Genomic DNA, 19,327 nt, shown 5'->3' with positions numbered 1-19,327 from the left:
CGCGCATCCCCTTACTCCGGAGACGCTTAATGACTTCCCGCATCCTCTACTTCGTGCCCGCCGACGACAAGCTGCGGACTTTGATCGAGGGCGAGAAACCCGAGGGTTTCATCGTGGATTACCTCGACAGCGACGACCCGGCGGAACTGGCGGCGAAGCTGGCGGAGGCGGAGGTGATCATGGTCGGCGCCCGTCGCCTGACCGAGGCGGATGTGGCCGCCGCACCCAAGCTGCGCCTCGTGCTGCACCAGGGGGTCGGTTACCACGACACGGTGGCGACCAAGGCGATCCGCGATCGGCAGATCCCGCTGGCGATCACCCCGGGCGGCACGCCGGAGGGCGTCGCCGAACACGCGCTGATGATGATGCTGGCGACCGGCCGTCGGCTCGCGTTCCAGGACAGCGAGCTGCGGGCCGGGCGCTGGCATTCCAACACCTTCCGGGCGGAGGCGCGCGGTCTCGGCGGCTCGCGGGTCGGCATCGTCGGCCTCGGCCGCATCGGCAAGCAGGTGGCCAAGCGTCTGGTGCCGTTCGACTGCGAGGTGGTCTATCACGACCTGCTCGACATGGATCCGGCGGTGGAGCACGACCTGCGGGTCACCCGGGTGAGCTTCGAGGAGCTGATCGCCACCAGCGACTTCATCACCCTGCACCTGCCGCTGACCGAGCTGTCCCATCACATGATCGACGCGCCGCAGCTTGCGGCGATGAAGCCGGGGGCGATCCTGATCAACTGCGCCCGCGGCCCGGTGGTGGCCGAGCCGGCGCTGCTGGAGGCGCTGGAAAGCGGGCATCTGGGCGGGGCGGGCCTCGACGTGTTCGAGATCGAGCCGGTGACCGGCCCGTCGCCCTTCGCCAAGTTCCGCAACGTGGTGCTGACCCCGCACAATGCGCCCGGCACCCAGGACATCATGCGCCGCAAGTTCCGCGAGATGTTCGCCAACGCCGTCCGCTTCGCCGGCGGGGAGAGCCTGGAGAACAAGATCGATCTGTGACGGTCGCCCGCCGCCCCCGGAGCTTATCCGGGGGTGGCGCCCCTCAGATCCAGCCGCGCCATTTCAGCACGCCGATACCGGCCGCAAAGCTGCCCCCCATCAGCAGCAGCACGAGCAGAAAGGCATACGGCGTGTCCGCGCCCGGAATGCCGGCCACGTTCATGCCCAGCAGCCCGGTGATGAAGCTCAGCGGCACGAACAGGGCGGCCAGGATGGTGATCAGATAGGTGTGGCGCGCCTGGGTCGCGGCCGTCTCCGCCGCCAGATCGTCGCGCAGCAGGGCCGCCTGGCTCTCGATCTCGCGCAGATGCTCGATCTGACGCACGAACTCGTTCTCGCAGTCGGCGATCGCGGCCAGATCCTCCGGCGTGGCCCATCCCTGGGCGAGTTGGCCCAGCCGGCTCAGCGCCTCGCGCTGGGGCGTCATGAAGCGGCCGAGCGGCAGCAGGTCCCGGCGCAGGCCGGCGAGATCGTCCTCCCGGTTGGGCCCGGACGCCTGGTCGATCGCCTCCAGCCGCTGGTCCAGGTCGATGATCCTCGTGTCGAACCGGTTCGACAGGCCCTCGATCAGGTCGGTGACGAAGGCGGCCGGGGAGGGCGGGGCGTTGCCCGCCTCGCAGCGGTTCACCAGATCCTCCAGGGCGCGGAAGCGGAACTTGCGGCAGGTCACGACCTTGCGCTCCGACACGCTCATGCGCAGGGCGATCAGCGGGTGGTCGCCGATCTCCTCGTTCAGGTTCACGCCGCGGAGCACCATCAGGGTGCGCCCGCCCACGTTCCAGGCGCGCGGCCTTGTCTCCTCCACCAGCAGGGCCTCGATCGCCGCCTCGGGCAGGCCGAGGGTGGTCAGGATCTCGGCCGCGTCGGCCTCGGTGCGCAGCAGGTTGACCCAGCGCCAGGCGCCGTCGGGGACGGGTCTGGCCAGATCCTGTCCGGTCAGCACGGCGGCACGGCCGTCGGGCCAGATGTCGTAGGCGCGGAGCAGGGCGGTCATGCTGGACGGCTCAGGCGGTCATCGGCTGGTCGAGGGCTTCCACCAGGGCCTCCAGCGCGGCTTCGGTGAAGCGCCACATGTTCGGCTCCCGGTGCCGGTCGCCGGTCTCCAGGGTGAACACCCGGGTCACCGGCCCGGACAGGGCGATGCAGGTATGGCCGGCCGCGTCGCCATAGCGGTTGCCGAGCGGCCCGGCCGCCCCGGTCTCCGCCAGGCCCCAGGTGGTCTCCATCCGCCGGCGCATGGTCTCGGCCAGCAGCGCCGCGTAGGGCTCGGAGGAGGAGCGCATGCCCGGATGCTGCTCGAACTCGATATCGGTGAAGATCTCGCGCGCCTTGTGGGTGTAGATCACGCCGCCGGCGACGAAATAGGCCGACGCCCCGGGCACCGCCAGCAGGCAGGCGGAGATCAGCCCGCCACTGGAGGACTCGGCCACGGCGATGGTCTCGCCCCGCGCCTTCAACAGCCGGCCCGCCATATCGCCAAGCTTGCCCAAGTCACCCATCCTGTCCTCCCGTCGCGCGCGGAATCGCGCTATCACTATGTCCAAGCAATGCTACCCGCGCGGCAGGAATATGGCGACGGGCAAGCGACGGAGGGAGCCATGACCGCACCCGACCATCCCGAACCGGGCCGCTCCCCGGCGGGCCGCTCCGCAGAGGGCCGCTCCGCAGAGGGCCGCTCCGCAGAGGGCCGCTCTGCAGCGGGCCAAACCGCAGGCTTCGACACCGCCGAGGCGGTGGTCGCGGAGCTCGACCGGCTGTATCGCGGCGAGATCGAGCGGCTGCAGGCGGCGTTTCACGATTTCGAGGCCGGGACCATGACGGGCCGGGCCCGGGCCACCTATCCGATGGTCCGTCTGACGGTGACCGATGACGACAGCGGGCCGCTGTCGACCGGCGCCTTCGGCTTCGCCGACGAGTCCGGGGTGTACGAGGGGACCTTCACCCGCATCGACCTGTTCGCCGCCCATCTGACCAAGCAGTTCGGCGCCATCCTGGAGAACCACCGCCGGCCGCTGGAGGTCGGGCTGTCGGAGCTGCCGATCCCGCTGCCCTTCGCCTTTCCCGACGGCATGACGGTGGGCGACGGCTTCGACGGCGCGGCGATGTCGCGGCTGAAGCGGCATTTCGACATGCCGTCCCTGCGGGTGATGGACGACTGCATCGTCAACGGCGAGGTCGATCACACACCCAGCGACGCCCTGCCGCTGGCGCTGTTCACCGCACCGCGGGTCGACTATTCGCTGCACCGCCTGCGGCACTATTGCGGCACCTCGGCGGAGCATTTTCAGAACTACGTCCTGTTCACCAACTATCAGGTCTATATCGACGGCTTCATCCAGCGCGCCGAGGAGCTGGTGCAGCAGAAGGGCAGCGGCTACACCGCCTTCGTGGAACCGGGCGACCGGGTGTTGCGGCCGGACGGCACGGCGTTGGGCGCGGTGGCCTCCCGCGCGCCGCAGATGCCGGCCTACCACCTTGTGCGAGAGGGGCACCAGGGCATCACCATGGTCAATATCGGCGTCGGCCCGTCCAACGCGAAGACCATCACCGATCACGTGGCCGTGCTGCGCCCGAACGCCTGGCTGATGCTGGGCCACTGCGCCGGATTGCGGAACATGCAGCGGCTCGGCGACTACGTGCTGGCCCATGCCTATCACCGCGACGACCACGTGCTCGACGCCGACCTGCCGGTCTGGGTCCCGATCCCGGCCCTGGCCGAGGTTCAGTTGGCACTCGAGCAGGCGGTGGCCGACATCACCGGGCTCGACACGGTGGGCGTGAAGCGGATCATGCGCACCGGCACGGTGGCGTCGACAGACAACCGGAACTGGGAGCTGCGCGACCAGCGCGAGCCGGACCGGGCTTTAAGTCTTTCGCGGGCGATCGCCCTGGACATGGAGAGTGCGACGGTGGCGGCCAACGGCTTCCGCATGCGGGTGCCCTACGGGACACTGCTCTGCGTGTCCGACAAGCCGCTGCACGGGGAGTTGAAGCTGCCGGGCATGGCTGACGACTTCTACCGCCGCCAGGTCGCCCAGCACCTGGATATCGGCTTCCGCGCGATGGAGATCCTGCGCGGGCTGCCGCCGGAGAAGCTGCACTCCCGCAAGCTGCGGAGTTTCAACGAAGTGCCGCTGCAGTAGGGCGCGTTCCCATAAGCCTTTCACACCCGTCATCCCGGACAGCCCCGGGCTTGATCCGGGGATGGGCCGGGACCGTGCTTCCGGCGCCGGTGCTGGGTCCCGGCCTGCCCCCGGGTCGAGCCCGGGGTCATCCGGGATGACGGGGAAGGGGGCGTCTTGATCCTGACTTGGGTTACGACATCATCCACCCACCGGCCACATCCAGTACCTGGCCGGTCACGAAATGCCCCGCCTCCGAGGTCAGATACAGTGCCGCCGCCGCCACGTCCTGCGGCTGGCCGAGCCGGCGCATCGGCGTGTCCAGCCGGGCCGCCTCGTTCACCGCCGGATCGACGCCCCGCATCAGCGGGGTCTCGATCCGGCCCGGCGCCAGGGCGTTCACGTTGATGTTCGACGGCCCGAGCTCGCCGGCGAGCTGCTTGGTCAGGCCGATCAGCCCGGCCTTGCTCGCCGGGTAGTGCACGCCGACGAAGTCCAGATGCCGCTTGGCCGAGACCGAGGACTGGTTGACGATCGAACCCCAGCCGCGCGCCGCCATGCCCGGCCCGAAGGCGCGCACCCCGTGGAACGCGCCGGTCAGGTTCACCGCCAGAACATGGGCCCATTCCGCCGGGTCCATCTCCAGGGTCGGGGCCGGCTTGCCCGCGTGCTTGGGCGAAATGCCGGCGTTGTTGATGAGAATGTCCGCCACGCCGAGCCCGGCCGTCACCTCGCGGGCGGCGGCTTCCACATCCTCCCAGCGGGCGACGTCGCAGGTCACCGCCATGGCCTTGTGGCCCGCACCGGCCAGGGCGCCCGCCGTTTCCTCCGCCGCGTTGCCGTTGGCGTCGAGCACGGCGACCAGGGCGCCGGCGGCGGCCAGCGCCTCGGCGATCACCCGGCCGATGCCGGATCCGCCGCCGGTGACGACGGCCACCCGGCCGGCATGGGTCTGGAGAAAGTCAGCTGGAGTGTTCATAAGCGCGCCACTTGAATATCGTTTTGATAAGTTTCCTATAGATTCCAGCTTTGTAAGAGTTCCTCCCACATATTCATAACTCTATTCGCTACCGCCTCGAAGGTTCGCTTCGATCCGTCATCTAGAGTGATAATCAGCTCTTCAGGGCTATCCCATCGGGCCTCGTCCCAACAACCTTCATCCCATTTAATAGAATCACTGTCCGTCTGGCTCGAACGCGTAATCCGACGGGAATCTCGATTGAGTTCGACATGCTTATGTGCGTCAGCAATATCTCTAATCAATGCAAAGTCATCACAAATATTCGAAATTACGAAGTCTCGATATTTTCCTTCGGGATTATCCCCTTGAAGCAAGTGCGCGATTGTTGCGTTAATAATTTGGTAGATGCAACAATTTGATCTCACGTGAGATCAATAAACCCGGGTTTAACGCATGGGATGATGTCGTGCCCGTTGTTGGCCCATGCGGCTGCTGATCTGATCAGACTGCTGGGTGTTACGTAATCTCCAAGCGCCCCCATTAGCTGAATTAGGAACGAGAGCGATTGACGGCCCGATGTAACCCACCGTAGCGTTTACACATCTACGGGGGTGGTTTTGCGTGTAGCTCTTCTAAGCCTTCTCTGCGCTTGCGCGGTGGCCGTAGTCATCATGCTGTTTTGGTTGATTCCAGCCATCACAGTCGTTGGCTACTCCAACCAGTCGTATCAATACAAAGATTCGCTTCAGATGGCGTTGCAGCTTGGGCGCTTGGATTTCGCAACAATGCTGTTAACCGTGCTGACAGTGTTTCTGATCATCGTGAGTTTGATCTCGTTCAGTTATTTTCGAAGCATCGCAGAAAAAGAAGCGCGAGAAGTTGCCGCCGAAGTTGCAGAGCAGGCCGCAGCCGAGGCGGCTTCAAAAATGGCTTCGCATGTCGCGAAATTGGTCTCAGCAAGGGTCGCTAGACAGGAAGCGAACCGAATTATCCCGCCACTCGTTCGTCGTTCTGCTGCAGAATGGAATGAATTTGCGTCTGATGGGGCTAGCCAAAACGATGTTGCGGACTTACGTAACGCCTTAGACCAGGGAGAGGACAATGGTTCATCCCGATGAAATGGAAATTGTTCAGCGGTTTGCGTCGGAACATCCTGTAGATGTTATAGCGCTGATTCGCGCACTCGATATCGAATACGAAGAAGCGCAGATGTCAGACGGTGATTCTGGACGCATCACCGTCAATGGAGACGCGTACCACATTGTGGTGAACGAGCTTGAAGGACCACAGCGGCGGCGTTTCACGGCGGCGCATGAATTAGGCCACTACCTAATGCACCGCGACCTAATTAATGAACATGGGCACTTAGATCGACTTTTTGGCCCGGAAGGTCGCCACAATCCATCTGCCCCACTCACCAATGCTCATGAAGTTCAAGCCAATCGGTTTGCCGCCAATCTTTTGATGCCAAGCCGGGAAATCACGAAGCTCTACGACAAGGTCAATGACAACTATCGCGAGCTTGCGGCGATATTCGACGTGTCGCCAGCGGCGATGAAAATCAAGCTGTACACCTTGGGCCTTCGGGCATCGGACTAGCGTCTTCCTGAAACGTAGAAGCCCCGCCATTGCTGACGGGGCTTCGTCTTTTGTTGCTCTAGACGGGGGGCTACTTCTTGCCCTGTCCCTTCTTCTCGTCCTGACTCAGGACGGACGCCGCGAGGCGGCGAGTTTCGGTCGGCGTGGGATTCTTCGCCCCGCTCAGCACCTTAGATGCCAAGGTCGACACCTTCGGGCTGGACTGCTTCTTCGGCATAGGTCGGATCTCCTTTTCTGCCGAATTAATTGGACAGTTTTGAGGGATTCCAGTACCTTGTCCGAAGGGCCGAGGGCTGTGCCCCCGACCCAGCGGACAAGCGGCCTATAACAACCGGGCTGCTTGCCACACAGCTTCCTCCTTTCACCCTACCGACGGGAACGGGGGTTGCGATTTGGAATCGGGAGCGTTGCAGCGCTTCCCATTCCGGCGAATATCGGCAGAGCCGCTGTGGACAGCAGTTCTCGCCGAACTGGTGTTGAGGTAGCGGAAACCCGCTCAGCCTCACCTCCATTGGAACCGCCCGACGAATCATCGTCGGGCGGTTCATTATCAGTATGACTCTCGCACTTTTTGGCGCCAGCTTCAGTCAGCCGGAAGACCCCCTCCGAAACACGCTCCAGCCAGCCGGCGGACGTATAAATGGATACCTGGGATCGGAGCGTATTACGGTTAATCCCAAGGTTGTGCTGTTCGGAGTATCGCATGATCTGATCGAGGGATGTCTTATCACGCCTGCCGATGTATCGAAGGATGCGTCTCCACACGGGCTTTAGCGGCCGGGTTCTTTTTCGAACTCCCCTGACGACATCAGACGTTCCCTCATTGGGCGCCACGTCGCCGACTGCGGAAAGCTCCCTAAAGGCATCCGACTGAGAAGTCTTCTCCCGCGCTTCGATAAGCGCGCGGATCTCGACAGCAAGCTCTTCAGCTGCAGCCAAGTGCTGTGCTCTGCGGGACTGCCGCTCTTCGATCATCTGGCTGAGGACATCGTTGCTCATAGCGTCACGTATACGCCTAGCCCGTCCAGTAGTCAAACACAACGGACCAGATAACATTGACGACTAGGTGAAATTTATCTTGACTCGGGAGGGCCGACTCGAATCGCCATGTTCTCTTGACGTTCCCGGCTCTATATGTAGCAGAGAAACTCAAAACGCAGATTCGCGTGTGCTGAACAGTTTCGGCGATTCTGCGCGATTTTTGGAATCAGTGAATTTCTGGTCCCTTGAGCTCGACAAGCCTTAGTACTGCTCTTCGAGGAATTTCGATGACCCCGGAGATTTGCAGATTTTCGTGATTTTGCACGTCTCCGACGTTCGCGGCGACACACGTAACGTCGTCGTTGTTGCAAATTAACCATCCGACCGACACACAACGGATTGGACGCTTCTCGACAAAGTCTGACAAGAAGCGCCAATTTGGTGTAGGTTGCGCACTATCTTCCCACTCGACAAAGACGAGAGGGCATTGGTTGGTGATGGAACGCGAACAGTTATCCTTACGCGAGGCCTTGGACGCGGGACGCTTGGAGGACTTCATCCGACAGGAGGAAGCCCGAGGCGTTGTTGCCGATGCTGCAGATTTTGATCGCTTGGTTGCCACGGCTGTCAAACAGCCCCAATCAGCAGATCGAACATCGCGTTCTGCATCTGGCGATGATTCGAGCGGAACGTGAACTCGTTCAGATAGCGATCCATGTACTTCCGCGAGACGTGAGTGTGCGTCGAGCGAATGGAGTTCTTGAACAGCTTCCAGAAGCCCTCGACCGTGTTGACGTGATGCACCGCATCCGTCCGGTAGTCGTACAGAGCCCACTCTTTGGCGCCGTGCTTGACCGCAACGTGCTTGAAGCCGTCGCCGTCCAGTAAGCCATACGACATCAGTTCGTCGGTGGAGACGAGCGAACCGCCCTCAACCTTGTCGGCAACGACACCGCGCAGCGTGGCCTTCTTGATGTCCGGGATCACACGGGCATGGACACGACCACCTCGCTCGGCAACGCCCATGACGATGGTCTTACCCGGCGCACCGCGACCGCGCTTACCGCCCGAGCGACGACCGCCAATGTAAGCCTCGTCCAGTTCGACGTGGCCACGGAACAGGTCTTTGACTTCGGCCTGTTCCATCAGCTGGCGGATCTGCTGGCCCATGCGCCAGGCCGTTTTGTACGTGACGCCAAGCTGACGCTCCAGTTCCTTGCCGCTGACGCCGTGGCGCGTCGTGACGAACAGGAAGATGGCATAGAACCACAGCTGCAGAGACGTGCGGCTGTCCTGAAAGATCGTACCGGCGCAGGGGTACAGGTGAGCACCACAGGCGGCGCAGGCATAAGCCTTGCGCTTGGCGATCCGGTGGAACGTGCTGTCTACGCCGCAAGCCTCGCAGGTGTGACGCAGACCGTAGCGGACTTCCATGATGTGGTGCAGGCACGCGTCATCGTCCGGGAACCGCTTGAAGAAATCGCGAACTGTGAACTTCTCGGACATGGGTGCTTCCTATCGACACCCTGTATATAGCAAGTCAGCGTACTTGCTTCAAGGGGATAATCCCGTTTTCCTTCGCTTGAAGTATGGTTAATATTTATGGGGTGTGATTTTTTCCAGTAACTCCATGTCCTTGCCGCCATGTTGTTTAAGTTGCTCGCAAGGTGTTTTGCAAGGCGTTGGTTGGCCTTTTCCGAATTCCATGCCTCAAAGTCGGGTCTTACATGGTCTTCAAAAAAATCCCTTAACATCATATTTCTACCGCGTTATCCAACTCTTTGATTGCGCTGCGGACGTCGTCGGGGATCGCCACCTTCTCTCCGGTTGAATTGACCATCAGCACCAGCAGCGCCTCGCAGGTGCAGGCACAGCCGTCCTTGCCCCAGGCGGCATACTCCATGACGAAGGAGGTGCGCCGCATCGACTTCACCCGGGCGGTGACGAAGACCGGGTCGTGATAGGCCAGCGGCTTCAGGTAGCGGGTGGTGAGGCTCATCATCACCGGCCCCGGCTTGTCGACCGCGTGGCGCGGAATGCCGACCGATTCCAGGTACAGGTTCCTGGCCGCTTCGAACCAGAGCAGGAAAGCCGTGTGGTTTGCATGGGCGAAGGCGTCCACGTCGGACCACTCCACCAGCCGGGCCATGCCCGAGTGCCAGTCCTCGGGGATGCCGTAGGCCGCGCGGTCGGCGTCGGAGATCGTCAGCCGGCGGCGCACCGCCGCCGGTGAGGTGTCCAGGGCGTCGCTCATGGCGCCGTCAGCCGCCGAATTCGTCGGTGGCGGCCTGCTTGTGCTTCAGCAGGGACATCAGCCGGCGGTCGCGCCAGACTTGGCGGGTGGCGAGATCGTCCGCGCCCAGCACCTTGCGCCGCTCACCCTCGATCCTCTTGACCGTGTCGGCGTCCCAGACCCGGACCTCCGCCTGTTCGGCCTGAAGGCGTTCGTAAATGCCGCCGTAGCGCGCGCAGTAATCGGCCACGCCGCCGGGGGCGTTCAGGTCGATGGTCTCGAACGGCCCCATGAAGGACCAGCGCAGGCCGAGCCCGTCCTTCACCGTCTTGTCCAGGTCGTCGGTGGAGATCACCCCGTCGGCGACCAGCTTGAACGCCTCGGCCAGCAGCGCGCCCTGCAGGCGGTTCAGCACGAAGCCTTCCACCTCCTTGTTCACCGCTACCGGCACCATGCCGACCGAATCCATGACCTGACGTGCCCGCTGGATCACCGCCGGGTCGGTCCAGGGGGCGGGGCACAGCTCCACCAGGGGGACGAGATAGGGCGGGTTCACCGGATGGGCGACCAGGCAGCGCAGGCGGCCGGGCAGGGCCTCGGTGTATGTCGAGGCGGTGATGGACGACGACGAGGAGGCGAGGATGGCGTCCGGCTCGGCATAGCGATCGGCCTCCTCGAACAGGCCGCGCTTGGCCTCCACCGTCTCGGCGATGCATTCCTGCATCCAGCGCGCGCCCTCCAGGGCATCGCCGAGCGTGTCCACGGCGGTGACACGAGCGGCCACGTCCTCGGCGCTGTCGATCAGGCCCTGGGCCTCCAGGTCGTCCAGATTGGCGCGCAGCAGCGGCAGCGAGGCGGCCAGCGCCTCGGGATTGCCGTCCCACAGGCGCACGGAATGGCCGGCGCGGGCGAAGACGATGGCCCAGGCCCGGCCGATCAGGCCGGCCCCGGCAACCGTAAAGGTCTCGGGCATGACGTTCCCTCAGGTGAGTTTCTTCGTGGCGTTGGCCGCAGTCTAGCCGCCGGCCGACGGCGGCGGGAAGGTGTGACGACCGGCCCGCAAAACAAAACGGGCGCCACGAGGGCGCCCGAATTGATCGGTTTGGAGAGGGCCGAAGGACTACTCCTTGAGCAGCTCCGGCAGGGCGTCCAGCAGGGCCTCGCGATCCGACTTCGCCACGTAGTCCGCGAAGCCGACCTGATGGCCGCGCTCCAGATCCTGTTCGGAGGTGCGCGACGACAGGGCCACCACCGGGGTATCCGCCCAGGAGGTCTCCTTCAGCTTCTCGGCGAAGGTGAAGCCGTCCATGTCCGGCATCTCGATGTCGGTGACGATCAGGTCGAAATTCGCCCCCTGCTCGCACAGGTCGAGGGCCTTCTGCGCGCTATCGACCGGTACGACCTTGTAGCCGGAGGTAGCGAGCAGCGGGGTCATCAGGTTGCGGAAGAACGCGCTGTCGTCGACCAGCAGCAGACGGCGCTTGCTGGTGCTCTCCTTGCCCTGGCGCGAGTGGCGGAACCAGTCGCCGAAGGCCTCGGTCAGGTAGAAGCCGGCATCGACGATGTCGGTCGCCTTGTCCTTGATGATCGCCGAGCCCATCATGCCGGCGCCGTCCGGCGCGATGGTCACGTTGATCCGGTCCTCGACCACGTCGAGGATCTCGTCCACCACCAGGCCCATGGACTGGCCGTCGTCGGTGAAGACCAGGGCCGGGCGCTGACCCTCGCGCTCCAGCGGAGCGGCGCCCTTGCAGATCACCAGCGGCATCAGCGCGCCGCGATACTGCACCAGCGGGCGGCCTTCGGAATGCTCCACCGTCTTCAGGTCGAGCATCTCGATGCGGGCGACCAGCGACAGCGGCACCGCCTTGGGGCCGTCATTGCCGGACTTGAACAGCAGCAGGGTCTGCTCTTCCAGCGACACGTCGAACTCGTCGCTCTCGTCGTAGTCGGCCTGATCCGGGACGATGACCTCGCCGGTCTCCTGGGCGATGCCGTTGGGATCGAGGATCATGATCACCGAGCCGTCGCCGAGGATGGTGTTGCCGGAGAATACGGTCAGGTCGCGCAGCACCGGGGCCACCGGCTTGACCACGATCTCCTCGGTGTCGAAGACCTTGTCGACCAGCAGGCCGAAGGAATAGGTGCCGACCTGCATGACGACGACGAAGGTCTCCGCCGTGGTTTCCGGCGTTTCCTTGCCCTCGTCCAGGCGCAGCAGGTCGCGCAGCGAGACCAGAGGCAGCAGGCGGTCGCGCAGGCGCATCACCCGGGTGCCCTGCACCGTCTCGATGCGGTTCGGGCCGTCGGTGGTGGTCTTCACCAGCTCCAGCACCGAAAGCTGCGGGATGGCGAAGCGCTCGCTGGAGGAGGCGACGACCAGAGCCGACACGATGGCCAGGGTCAGCGGGATCTTGATCTTGAAGACCGAGCCCTTGCCGACCTGGCTGGTGAGGTCGACGGTGCCGCCGATCTTCTCGATATTGGTCTTCACCACGTCCATGCCGACGCCGCGGCCGGACACGCTGGTGATCTTCTCCGCGGTGGAGAAGCCGGCCTTGAAGATCAGCTGCAGGATCTGCTGATCCGACATGTTGGCTGCATCGGCCGAACTGACCACGTTCTTCTCGATCGCCTTGGCACGGATCTTTTCCGGGTCGATGCCCTTACCGTCATCGGCGATCTCGATGATGATGTGACCGCCCTCGTGATAGGCGTTCAGGCGGACATGGCCGGTCTCCGACTTGCCGAAAGCGAGGCGGGTGGCGGGGTCCTCGACGCCGTGATCGGCGGAGTTGCGCACCATGTGGGTGAGCGGATCCTTGATCATCTCAAGGACCTGACGGTCGAGCTCGGTGTCAGCGCCCTGCATGACCAGTTCGATCTTCTTGTTCAGTTCGTGCGCCAGGTCGCGCACGATCCGCGGCAGCTTCGACCAGGCGTTGCCGATCGGCTGCATGCGGGTCTTCATCACCCCTTCCTGCAGCTCGGACGTCACCTGGCTCAGGCGCTGCAGCGGGACGCTGAAGCCCTCGATCTCGCGGCCGTTGCTGCGGGCGATCTGCAGCAGCTGGTTCCGGGTCAGGACCAGCTCGGAGACCATGGTCATCAGGTTCTCGAGCAGATCCACATTGACGCGGATGTTCTGCGAGGCGGCCTTGCTCTCGGCGATCGGCATCGCCTCGGCCGTGGCGGCGGATTCCGGTGCCTTATCGGCAATGGCCGGGACCGACGGCGGGGCCGCGGGCAGGTCGGGCTCGGGATCGGCGGCGCCTGATGTCTCTTCGGGGCCGGGCGCTTCCATGAAGGCGCGCTCCAGCTCGTCCAGCGGAACTTCGCCCGGGCGGTTGCCGATGACCTCTGCCCCCGGGATCGGGGCGTCCAGTTCGTCGGCGTTCTCAACGCCTGCGTCGGCGGCGGTCTCGGGCTCCGGTGCGGGTTCGGTGGCAGGGGTGGATGTGGCAGGGGTGGCCGCGACGGCGTCCGGGGTGCGACCCTCGGCGAGCTCGTTGAGCTGGGCGATCAGGTCCTCGTCGCTGCCCTCGGGCTCCTGCTCGGTCTGCTCGATATGGGCCAGGATGCTCTTGATCCGGTCGAGCGACGCGAGAATGACGGTCACCGAGGTCGGCGTGACCTCCAGTTCCTTGTCACGGTACTTGCCGAGCACGTTCTCGGCCGCATGGGCCACGGTCTCGAGGCGGGGCAGTCCGATGAAGCCGCAGGTTCCCTTGATCGTGTGCACGATCCGGAAAATGCTGGCGATCAGACCCGCGTCGTTCGGGTTCTGCTCCAGCTTGACGATTTCAACGTCGAGTTCGGCGAGTCCTTCCGCCGTCTCGGTGAGAAATTCGCTCAGCAGCTCGTCCATGGTCCCTGACCCCTGTCGTAATACGCAAACGCAATACCTGTTTGCCACCAGAGTTCAAAGAAAAGGTTAACGCAGGCCCTGCTGCGGGCCAATAATTGAGATGCTCGAATATCCTTGTGTAAAATGACGTCGAAGAGCTGGACGGGGGCTGACGTCAGGCGGCCTGACCAAGGGGGCGACCCTGGCCGGTCGCGCATCCCGTATCGACGTGATTGGCTATTGGCAGCGCGATGTGATGAACAACGGCGATCGTCTCGATAACAAGATCAAACCGGTCGCCGACGCCCAATCGCCGCTCCTGCAGGAGGTGCACGCCTATTGGCGGGCCAAGTGCGGCGACCGGGCGATGCCGGCCCGCGCCGACCTGGATCCGATCGACATCCCCGCGCTGCTGCCGAATCTGATCCTGATCGACGTCATTCCGCCGAGCGGTCGCCTCAGGGTTCGGCTGGTCGGAACCTGGATCGTGAACCAGTTCGGCCGCGATTATACGGGCCGGTATCTGGACGAGATCGATTTTGGCGAGGCCCAGGACGAGATCCTCCGGGAATACAGCGCCGCCGCCGCCGACGCGCGCCCGGTCTGTTCCGATCACCGGTACCGCAACCTCGGCGGTCAGATCTACGATATCGAGCGTCTGATCCTCCCCCTGTCGGAGGACGGGGAGAGGGTGTCGATGCTGCTGATCGTGCTCGACTTCACCGAGCGCTCCGCCTCGCCGCCCAGGCAGTTCTGAGGCGGTCGGGTCAGGCCAGAGGGCGCACCCGGAAGTCGTTGCGGCCGGTCCGATCCTCGCCGCGTAGCAGGAACAGGCTGCGCACCGACTGATCGTAGTCGCCGCGCTCCTCGGCCGCCCGGCGCGCCAGCTCGCGGTCGTAGAACGAGGAGGTGGGCATCAGCCGCAGGGTCATGCCGCGCCGGGGCTTGGGCGACGCGTTCGCCTCCGAGCCGTGATAGAGGTAGACATCGTGCAGCGAGATCTGTCCGGCCTCCAGCGCGACATCGACTGCCTCGGCCTCGTCGAAGGTGCCGGCCGAAAGCTCCTGGCTCAGGGTGGCCGACGAGTCCTTCTTAAGGTCGTGGGGCGCCAGATCCTTCGATTTGTGGGAGCCGGGGATGAAGCGCATGCAGCCGTTCTCGGGCGTGGCGTCGTCGATCGCGATCCAGACGGTGCAGGTGGCCAGAGGGCGGATCGGCCAGTACGCGCCGTCCTGGTGCCACGGCGTGCGTTTGCCGTTGAGCGCCGGCTTGGCGAAGAAGCTCATGTTCCAAAGGGCGATGTCCGGACCGATGAGCTGGGCGACCATGTCGAGGATCGCCGGATCGCGCGCGTAGTTCAGAAAGCCGCTGTCGAAGGTCAGTAGATCCGGGCAGTTGTCGCGGAACTCCGGATGGCGCGCGAGCAGACGGTCATGGTCGTCGCGGATCGCCTGCAGGGTGTCCGGCGGCAGGCGGTATTTAGGAAACACGTAACCTTTGTCGTGGTAGTGAGCGATCTCGGTTTCGGTCAACATAACCGCCTCCTCCTGTGCCGCGGTTTTCCTCGCGGCGGTTTTCTTCGCGGACATCAATGTGTTGAATGCAATGATCTTCCGGACAGTGACCCCGAAGCAATACCCGTCGGTGCTTGCCGGCACGGGGCCGGCATGAGCGATCCGTCATCGAGAATGCGGGCGCGAATTCCCCAAGCCGATCCCAGGATTTTCGAGCTGTTCGACGGTTGGCTCGCCGCCCGCGGCGACCATCCGGTGGCTGATCGTGCCGCCTTCGATCCTGTCACCATCTCCCGAATGCTGGCATTCGTGTGGATCTACCGGATGGCGCCGGATCGCGGCGACTACATCTGCGAGCTGGCGGGCGAAGAGGTGAACGCCGTTTGGGGCAATTCGATCAAGGGCCGGACATTGACCGAAATCGTCGGTCCAGAACACCGCACGACGCTGGCGGGCCGCTGGGCACGGGCGCGCAGCGAACCGGCCATTCTCTACAGCGCGACCGAGAACCTGCCCGACCCGCATTTCGTCCATCGGGTCGAGCGGTTGGTCCTTCCGATGCGGTCGCGCGACGGCGAGGTCGACTCCGTGCTCGGCACCAGCCTGTACGACCGGCGCACGGACCGGATCGCCAGCGGTGTCGATACCTCTGTGGCGATGCCGGCGGCCGTGCTGCGGATACCTGTCGCCGAACTGTAACCTCCGGTCCGCCGTGCCGGGAGCCAGAGCGGGCCGGGCGTCAGAACGGGTTGGTGACGATTCCGCCTTCTACCCGCAGGGCCGCGCCGTTGGTGGCGCTGGACGCCTTGGAGCAGACGTAGCAGATCATGTTCGCCACCTCTTCCGGCGTGGCGTAGCGCTGGATCAGCGAGGCGGGCCGGCGCTCGGTGAACATGGTGGAGGTCAGCGCCTCCAGTGTCGTGCCCTGCGCCTTCGCACGCGCGGTCAGCCGGTCGTGCTGGGCTTCCACCCAGGTCGGGCCGGGCAGGACGGAGTTGACGGTGACGTTGGTGCCCTTGGTCGCCTCGGCCGCGCCGCGGGCGATCACCAGCTGGGCGCTCTTCGACATTCCGTAATGCACCATCTCCTTGGGGATGTAGATGCCGGACTCGCTGGAAACGAAGACCACGCGGCCCCAGTCCTTGGTGTCGAGCATGTCCTTCAGGTAATGCCGGGTCAGCCGCACGCCGCTCATCACATTGACGTCGAACATCTCCTGCCAGTCCGCATCCTCGATCTCGAAGAACGGCTTGGGACCGTAGATCCCCATATTGTTCACCAGGATGTCGACGCCGGGGACCGCCTCGATCAGGGCGGCGCAGCCCTCGGCGGTGCCGAGATCGGCGACTTGGCCGTGGACAACGGCACCCGGGGCGGCGTTCAGCACTGCTTCCACCGCCTCGGCGACCGGTCCCTCGCTGCGGCCGTTGACGACGACTTCCGCCCCCATGGCGGCAAGTCCCTTTGCGGTCGCCAGGCCGATCCCGCGGGTGGAGCCGGTGACGAGGGCGGTCTTGCCTGAAAGGTCGAGGTCCATGCGGTGCTCCCTGTAACGTCTGTTGGTGTTCGGTGCTGTTGGCTCCGGATCGCAGCAGCCTAGCGCAGTCGACCGCTGCGTCACCATCCGATGTCTTTCTTGAAGACCTTTCAATCTTCCATAGTATTCGGGCGGTTTCTGGCAGGTATTTGCTGTAAAGCGCGAGCAGACCCGTGCCCGGTCTGCGGTGGAACAAGAGGAGTCTGCGTAAGGGTTTTGATAACCATTTACATCCATTCTGCGCTAGGACGCCCGGCCCGCGCGGTTTCGGGCGAACTCACCGTGGCAGAATCCAAATGGCAGTCGGCCCCCTTCATTCCACGCTGCGCCGCCACCCGTCGGCGGAGTCGATCGCGGAGAACTCCGGTCACCTGGTGGTCGGTGAGCCCACCCTGGTCTCGCCGATCGTCGCCCGCGGCCATGCCGCCTGGGCAGCGGCCTGCTGCGAGGGCGCGCTCCCGCTGGCCGACGACCTGAAGGCCGAGGCGCTGGCCGGCATCCTGCCTTATGTGTATCTGGTGGATGTGCTGTCGACGGAGGGACCCGGTCCGATGGAGGTCGCCGACTTCCGCTATCGGCTGGTGGGCACCGATGTCGTTTCCCATACCGCGGCGGACAATACCGGCCGCAGGCTCTCCGATATCGCCGGTCAGGGCAGTCAGGCGACACTGATCCGGCTCTATACGCTGGCGAGCAATGCCGCGGTCCCCGCCGTGCAGCGCATCGCCTATCTGACCAAGAGCGGGTCGCGCCACTGGTACGAGACCATTGTCATGCCGATGACGACCAAGCGTGGCGGGCCCGCCGACCGGTTGCTCGGCGTGGCCGAGCATTTCTGTCAGCGGCGCTGATCCGGCCCCCGCTGGCGCGCGATCTGACACCTCGCGGCCACATCTGCCGCGAAATTGCCTCATCTCGGTCCGCGTCCTGAACAGATCGGCCCCTACTTATGCCATCGACGGCGAAGGCGGCGTTGACGCAACGGCCCGACGTCGCCCCGCTCAACAAATCGATGGAGGGTAGTCTTGATGACCCGTTCACGGACGCGCGCAGGGTTGCGCGCCGCACTTCTGGCGACCGCGCTGGTCGCCGCACCGATGATCGCCCAGCCGATATTCGCCCCGAGCGTCGCCCATGCCCATGGCGAGCTTCCGGGCTCCTTCTCCGAGTTGGTGAAGAAGGCCAAGCCGGCCGTCGTGACCGTGCTGACCAAGACCGCCGGCGGCAGTCCCGAGGTCGGCGGCCAGCAGATCCCCGAGCTGCCGCCGGGCCATCCGCTGCACGACTTCTTCGACAAGTTCTTCGGCGGTCAGCCGCCGATGGGCCAGCCGCCGATGGGTCAGCAGCAGGCGCCCCGTCAGGCGCGCGGCCTCGGCTCCGGCTTCATCATCGACGCCGGCGGCACGATCGTCACCAACAACCACGTCATCGACGGGGCGGAGGAGATTACGGTCGTGCTGGACGACGGCACCGAGCTCGACGCCACCCTGGTCGGACGCGACCCGAAGACCGATATCGCCGTGCTGAAGGTTTCCAGCGACACGCCGCTGCCGACGCTCCCCTGGGGCGACAGCGACCAGCTCGAGGTCGGTGACTGGGTGGTCGCCATCGGCAACCCGTTCGGTCTCGGCGGGACGGTGACGTCCGGCATCGTCTCGGCCCGTGGCCGCGACATCAATGCGGGTCCGTATGACGACTTCATCCAGGTCGACGCGGCGATCAACCGCGGCAATTCCGGCGGCCCGCTGTTCAACACCGACGGAAAGGTCGTCGGCATGAACACGGCGATCTTCTCGCCGAACGGCGGCAATATCGGCCTCGGCTTCTCCGTGCCGGCCAATCAGACCCGGGCGATCGTCGCCGAAATCCTGGAGAAGGGCTCGGTGGAGCGCGGCTTCATCGGCGTGCGCATCCAGCCGGTGACGCCGGAGATCGCCGACAGCCTGGGCCTCAACTCCGAGGACGGCGCGCTGGTCGCCGATGTCGACCCCACGGGTCCGGCCGGCCAGGCGGGCCTGAAGGCGGGCGACGTCATCCTGCGCTTCGGCAACACCGCGATCACGGAGGTCCGCGACCTGACCCGCGCGGTGGCCGACGTCGATCCGGGCGAGAGCGCCAACCTGACCGTCTGGCGTGACGGCACGGGCCGCGACCTGGCGGTCGAGGTCGGTTCCTTTCCGAAGGCCGAGCAGATGGCCGAGGCGACCACCGGCGCTCCCGACGCCGAGGGTCTCGAGGTCGCACCGCTCGGTGTGACCCTGGGCGACCAGGAGGAGGGTGCCGTCGTGCTCTCCATCGCGCCGAACGGCGCCGCCGAACTGCGCCCCGGCGATGTGATCGCCGCGGTCGGCCAGTCGCAGGTCGCCAATGCGAAGGAGGCCCGGGCCGCGATCGACGCGGCGAAGTCCGGGCACAAGAAGTCCGTGCTCCTGCTGGTCCGGCGTGACGGCCAGCAGCGCTACGTGGCGGTGCCGTTGCGCGACGCGTAAGTTACCGGCACCTTTAGGGCCGTGCACCGTGTATCCCCAGCGGTGTGCG

At 64.7% G+C, this 19,327-nt stretch carries 18 protein-coding genes; 8 read left to right on the top strand and 10 right to left on the bottom strand.

The window, feature by feature from the left end; all coding sequences use genetic code 11:
- Positions 1 to 29: 29 nt before the first annotated feature.
- The gene (locus G578_RS0100215; RefSeq protein WP_028792540.1) at positions 30 to 995 is read left to right on the top strand and encodes a 2-hydroxyacid dehydrogenase; all 966 of its coding nucleotides are present in this window, start codon (positions 30 to 32) and stop codon (positions 993 to 995) included.
- Positions 996 to 1,038: 43 nt separating this feature from the next.
- Here G578_RS0100215 and G578_RS0100210 read toward each other — a convergent pair whose 3' ends face one another.
- Positions 1,039 to 1,989: a CorA family divalent cation transporter gene (locus G578_RS0100210; RefSeq protein WP_028792539.1), complete on the bottom strand. Its 951-nt coding sequence runs from the start codon at positions 1,987 to 1,989 to the stop codon at positions 1,039 to 1,041.
- A 10-nt stretch (positions 1,990 to 1,999) separates the two neighbouring features.
- Positions 2,000 to 2,494: a CinA family protein gene (locus tag G578_RS0100205; protein WP_028792538.1), complete on the bottom strand. Its 495-nt coding sequence runs from the start codon at positions 2,492 to 2,494 to the stop codon at positions 2,000 to 2,002.
- A 99-nt stretch (positions 2,495 to 2,593) separates the two neighbouring features.
- Between G578_RS0100205 and G578_RS23930 the strand changes: the two genes are divergently transcribed.
- Entirely contained in the window at positions 2,594 to 4,138 is a 1,545-nt protein-coding gene (locus tag G578_RS23930; protein ID WP_084618577.1) for an AMP nucleosidase, read from the top strand.
- 172 nt (positions 4,139 to 4,310) lie between these two features.
- On the opposite strand, the gene G578_RS0100195 is transcribed toward G578_RS23930, so the two are convergent.
- Positions 4,311 to 5,096: an SDR family NAD(P)-dependent oxidoreductase gene (locus tag G578_RS0100195; protein ID WP_028792537.1), complete on the bottom strand. Its 786-nt coding sequence runs from the start codon at positions 5,094 to 5,096 to the stop codon at positions 4,311 to 4,313.
- A 638-nt stretch (positions 5,097 to 5,734) separates the two neighbouring features.
- Here G578_RS0100195 and G578_RS29290 point away from each other — a divergent pair.
- Together G578_RS29290 and G578_RS28865 are read left to right on the top strand one after the other, a co-directional pair.
- Positions 5,735 to 6,196: a hypothetical protein gene (locus tag G578_RS29290; RefSeq protein WP_156907151.1), complete on the top strand. Its 462-nt coding sequence runs from the start codon at positions 5,735 to 5,737 to the stop codon at positions 6,194 to 6,196.
- A complete protein-coding gene (locus G578_RS28865) occupies positions 6,180 to 6,677 on the top strand; it encodes an ImmA/IrrE family metallo-endopeptidase (RefSeq protein ID WP_084618576.1) in 498 nt (165 codons plus the stop codon). The genes G578_RS29290 and G578_RS28865 overlap by 17 nt, the downstream gene beginning before the upstream one ends.
- A 70-nt stretch (positions 6,678 to 6,747) precedes the next feature.
- Here G578_RS28865 and G578_RS29810 read toward each other — a convergent pair whose 3' ends face one another.
- The 5 genes from G578_RS29810 to G578_RS0100165 all read right to left on the bottom strand — a co-directional run bounded on the left by G578_RS29810 (position 6,748) and on the right by G578_RS0100165 (position 13,759).
- Complete coding sequence (locus tag G578_RS29810; protein WP_169400798.1) at positions 6,748 to 6,894, bottom strand: hypothetical protein; 147 nt, start codon at positions 6,892 to 6,894, stop codon at positions 6,748 to 6,750.
- A gap of 1,391 nt (positions 6,895 to 8,285) precedes the next feature.
- Positions 8,286 to 9,164 (bottom strand): IS1595 family transposase, encoded by an 879-nt coding sequence (locus G578_RS0100180; protein WP_028792536.1) that lies wholly within the window; start codon positions 9,162 to 9,164, stop codon positions 8,286 to 8,288.
- A gap of 247 nt (positions 9,165 to 9,411) precedes the next feature.
- Positions 9,412 to 9,912, bottom strand: coding sequence for an acyl-CoA thioesterase (locus G578_RS23920; protein ID WP_051243392.1), 501 nt, complete (start codon positions 9,910 to 9,912; stop codon positions 9,412 to 9,414).
- Between the two features lie 7 nt (positions 9,913 to 9,919).
- Positions 9,920 to 10,864, bottom strand: a complete 945-nt coding sequence (locus G578_RS0100170) for a 3-hydroxyacyl-CoA dehydrogenase (RefSeq protein WP_028792535.1) — start codon at positions 10,862 to 10,864, stop codon at positions 9,920 to 9,922.
- A 147-nt stretch (positions 10,865 to 11,011) separates the two neighbouring features.
- Positions 11,012 to 13,759: a chemotaxis protein CheW gene (locus G578_RS0100165; protein WP_028792534.1), complete on the bottom strand. Its 2,748-nt coding sequence runs from the start codon at positions 13,757 to 13,759 to the stop codon at positions 11,012 to 11,014.
- Between the two features lie 235 nt (positions 13,760 to 13,994).
- Here G578_RS0100165 and G578_RS27990 point away from each other — a divergent pair, with 235 nt between their 5' ends.
- The gene (locus G578_RS27990) at positions 13,995 to 14,495 is read left to right on the top strand and encodes a PAS domain-containing protein (RefSeq protein WP_156907150.1); all 501 of its coding nucleotides are present in this window, start codon (positions 13,995 to 13,997) and stop codon (positions 14,493 to 14,495) included.
- Positions 14,496 to 14,505: 10 nt separating this feature from the next.
- Here G578_RS27990 and G578_RS0100155 read toward each other — a convergent pair whose 3' ends face one another.
- Entirely contained in the window at positions 14,506 to 15,273 is a 768-nt protein-coding gene (locus G578_RS0100155) for a phytanoyl-CoA dioxygenase family protein (RefSeq protein ID WP_028792533.1), read from the bottom strand.
- Between the two features lie 132 nt (positions 15,274 to 15,405).
- On the opposite strand from G578_RS0100155, the gene G578_RS0100150 reads away from it, so the two are divergent.
- Positions 15,406 to 15,951 carry a PAS domain-containing protein gene (locus G578_RS0100150; protein ID WP_084618575.1) on the top strand — a complete coding sequence of 182 codons (546 nt, stop codon included), beginning with the start codon at positions 15,406 to 15,408 and terminating at the stop codon, positions 15,949 to 15,951.
- 40 nt (positions 15,952 to 15,991) lie between these two features.
- Here G578_RS0100150 and G578_RS0100145 read toward each other — a convergent pair whose 3' ends face one another.
- Complete coding sequence (locus tag G578_RS0100145) at positions 15,992 to 16,789, bottom strand: SDR family NAD(P)-dependent oxidoreductase (protein WP_028792531.1); 798 nt, start codon at positions 16,787 to 16,789, stop codon at positions 15,992 to 15,994.
- A 296-nt stretch (positions 16,790 to 17,085) separates the two neighbouring features.
- On the opposite strand from G578_RS0100145, the gene G578_RS0100140 reads away from it, so the two are divergent.
- Positions 17,086 to 17,640, top strand: a complete 555-nt coding sequence (locus G578_RS0100140) for a PAS domain-containing protein (protein WP_028792530.1) — start codon at positions 17,086 to 17,088, stop codon at positions 17,638 to 17,640.
- Positions 17,641 to 17,817: 177 nt separating this feature from the next.
- Positions 17,818 to 19,278, top strand: coding sequence for a DegQ family serine endoprotease (locus G578_RS0100135; RefSeq protein ID WP_028792529.1), 1,461 nt, complete (start codon positions 17,818 to 17,820; stop codon positions 19,276 to 19,278).
- The last annotated feature ends 49 nt before the right edge of the window (positions 19,279 to 19,327 follow it).

It is taken from the genome of Thalassobaculum salexigens DSM 19539, from assembly GCF_000423805.1.
Taxonomy (GTDB): domain Bacteria; phylum Pseudomonadota; class Alphaproteobacteria; order Thalassobaculales; family Thalassobaculaceae; genus Thalassobaculum; species Thalassobaculum litoreum.
This window is presented reverse-complemented; position numbering and strand designations above follow the sequence as displayed.

Coding starts and splice junctions, on each gene's coding strand:
- G578_RS0100215 (WP_028792540.1), top strand. CDS start 30: ATGACTTCCCGCATCCTCTACTTCGTGCCCGCCGACGACAAGCTGCGG.
- G578_RS0100210 (WP_028792539.1), bottom strand. CDS start 1,989: ATGACCGCCCTGCTCCGCGCCTACGACATCTGGCCCGACGGCCGTGCC.
- G578_RS0100205 (WP_028792538.1), bottom strand. CDS start 2,494: ATGGGTGACTTGGGCAAGCTTGGCGATATGGCGGGCCGGCTGTTGAAG.
- G578_RS23930 (WP_084618577.1), top strand. CDS start 2,594: ATGACCGCACCCGACCATCCCGAACCGGGCCGCTCCCCGGCGGGCCGC.
- G578_RS0100195 (WP_028792537.1), bottom strand. CDS start 5,096: ATGAACACTCCAGCTGACTTTCTCCAGACCCATGCCGGCCGGGTGGCC.
- G578_RS28865 (WP_084618576.1), top strand. CDS start 6,180: ATGGTTCATCCCGATGAAATGGAAATTGTTCAGCGGTTTGCGTCGGAA.
- G578_RS29810 (WP_169400798.1), bottom strand. CDS start 6,894: ATGCCGAAGAAGCAGTCCAGCCCGAAGGTGTCGACCTTGGCATCTAAG.
- G578_RS0100180 (WP_028792536.1), bottom strand. CDS start 9,164: ATGTCCGAGAAGTTCACAGTTCGCGATTTCTTCAAGCGGTTCCCGGAC.
- G578_RS23920 (WP_051243392.1), bottom strand. CDS start 9,912: ATGAGCGACGCCCTGGACACCTCACCGGCGGCGGTGCGCCGCCGGCTG.
- G578_RS0100170 (WP_028792535.1), bottom strand. CDS start 10,864: ATGCCCGAGACCTTTACGGTTGCCGGGGCCGGCCTGATCGGCCGGGCC.
- G578_RS0100165 (WP_028792534.1), bottom strand. CDS start 13,759: ATGGACGAGCTGCTGAGCGAATTTCTCACCGAGACGGCGGAAGGACTC.
- G578_RS27990 (WP_156907150.1), top strand. CDS start 13,995: ATGAACAACGGCGATCGTCTCGATAACAAGATCAAACCGGTCGCCGAC.
- G578_RS0100155 (WP_028792533.1), bottom strand. CDS start 15,273: ATGTTGACCGAAACCGAGATCGCTCACTACCACGACAAAGGTTACGTG.
- G578_RS0100150 (WP_084618575.1), top strand. CDS start 15,406: ATGAGCGATCCGTCATCGAGAATGCGGGCGCGAATTCCCCAAGCCGAT.
- G578_RS0100145 (WP_028792531.1), bottom strand. CDS start 16,789: ATGGACCTCGACCTTTCAGGCAAGACCGCCCTCGTCACCGGCTCCACC.
- G578_RS0100140 (WP_028792530.1), top strand. CDS start 17,086: ATGGCAGTCGGCCCCCTTCATTCCACGCTGCGCCGCCACCCGTCGGCG.
- G578_RS0100135 (WP_028792529.1), top strand. CDS start 17,818: ATGACCCGTTCACGGACGCGCGCAGGGTTGCGCGCCGCACTTCTGGCG.